This is a genomic window from Micromonospora tarensis (assembly GCF_016803395.1).
In the GTDB taxonomy this organism is placed as follows: Bacteria; Actinomycetota; Actinomycetes; order Mycobacteriales; family Micromonosporaceae; genus Micromonospora; species Micromonospora tarensis.
The window spans coordinates 1-1,745 of record NZ_JAEVHL010000478.1; the positions used below are offsets into that span (position 1 = coordinate 1).

A 1,745-nucleotide genomic window follows, 5' to 3' on the forward strand; every position below is an offset into this window, starting at 1 on the left:
TCGGTCTCGGCCCGGCGGCGACCGGCGGCGACCCGGCCCGGCGGGCGGCCGTGACACTCGGCGTCACCGGCGCGGCCGGCGCGCTGGCCCTGGCCGTCGCGCTGCTGTTGACGGTCGACGGTGCGACGGAGACCTCGACCACCTGGGTCGACCTCGGTGGGCTGGCGGTGACCCTCGGCGTACGGCTGGACGGCACCGCCGCGCTGGTCGCGGTGGCGGTCACCGCTGTCGCCCTGGCCGTGCAGGTCTACTCGATCGGCTACCTGCGACGCGGCCCGCACGACGACCTCGACGTCGACCACCGCTACCCGCCCTACGCCGCGCAGATCAGCCTCTTCACCGGCGCGATGCTGCTGGTGGTGGTCGCCAGCGACCTGATCATGCTGCTGGTCGGCTGGGAGGTGATGGGCCTCTGCTCGTACCTGCTCATCGCCCACGACCGGCGACTGCCCGGCGCTCCCGCCGCCGCGATGAAGGCGTTCCTGGTGACCCGGGTCGGCGACGTCGGCTTCCTGCTCGGCATCGCGCTACTGGGGGTGTCGACGGGCAGCTTCCGGATCAGCGACGTGCTCGCCCACGACCACTCCGGCGCGACGCTGACCGCCGCCGGTCTGCTGCTGCTCGCCGGGGTGGCCGGCAAGAGCGCGCAGTTCCCGCTGCACACCTGGCTGCCGGACGCGATGGCCGGCCCGACGCCGATCTCCGCGCTGATCCACGCCGCGACCATGGTCGCCGCCGGGGTGTACGCCGTGGCCCGGCTCTACCCGCTGTTCACGGCCGCGCCGGTGACGTTGACCGTGCTGGGCGTGCTCGGTGCGATCACGCTGCTGCTCGGCGCGCTCGCCGCCACCGCGCAGGACGACATCAAACGGGTGCTGGCCTGGTCGACAGTGTCCCAGCTGGGCTACATGACCGGCGCGCTGGCGGTCGGCTCACCGTCGGCGGCGCTGTTCCACCTGCTCACCCATGCCGCGTTCAAGGCGCTGCTGTTCCTCGCCGCGGGCGCGGTGATCCACGCGGTCGGCACCACAGTGATGTCCGAGATGGGCGGGCTGCGCCGCAGCATGCCTGTCACCTTCTGGTGCACGGTGGTGGGGCTGGGGGCGCTGGCCGGGGTGCCGCCGCTTGCCGGTTTCTGGAGCAAGGACGGCGTGCTGACGGTCGCCGAGTCGGCCGCGCTGGAGGGCACCGGCCCGGCACCGTCCTGGGTGGGCTGGCTCATCTGGATCGCCGGGCTGGTCGGTGTGGCGATCACCGCCTGGTACTCCGGTCGGCTGCTGCTGCGGGCCTTCTTCGGCGAGCCGCGCCTGCCGCTGGTCCGGCCGCACGATCCGCCGGCGGTGCTGCGCTGGCCGGTGCTGCTGCTGGCGGTACCGGCCGCGCTGCTCGGTCTGGCCGGGTTCGTCGGGGCGTTCGCCGACCGGTTGCGGTTTCCCACCGTGCCGGTGGCCGGCTCCGAGGACGGCCTGGTCCACCCGGGGCCGGGGCTGCTGCTGCCGCTCGCGTTCCTGCTGGTGGGCGCGGCGCTGGTCACGTTCGGGTGGCGTCGGAATCCGGCCGCCGACCCGGCGGCCGCGCTGGGTCCGCTGGGGCCGGTCTTCGCCCGCGCGTTCCGGCTCGACGACGTCCAGCACACAGTTGTCGTACGCCCCGTCCGCGCGCTGGCGCGCGCCGCCCGCACCGCTGACGAGGTGGTGGTGGATGGTGCGGTCGAGGGCAGCGGGCGGGCCGCGACCGGTCTGGGC

The 1,745-nt window shown here is 74.5% G+C and carries 1 protein-coding gene; it reads left to right on the forward strand.

Features of this window, described 5'->3' with window-relative positions; translation table 11 throughout:
• On the forward strand, positions 1 to 1,745 hold a 1,745-nt coding region (locus JM949_RS35720), incomplete at both ends, for an NADH-quinone oxidoreductase subunit 5 family protein (protein ID WP_203152444.1).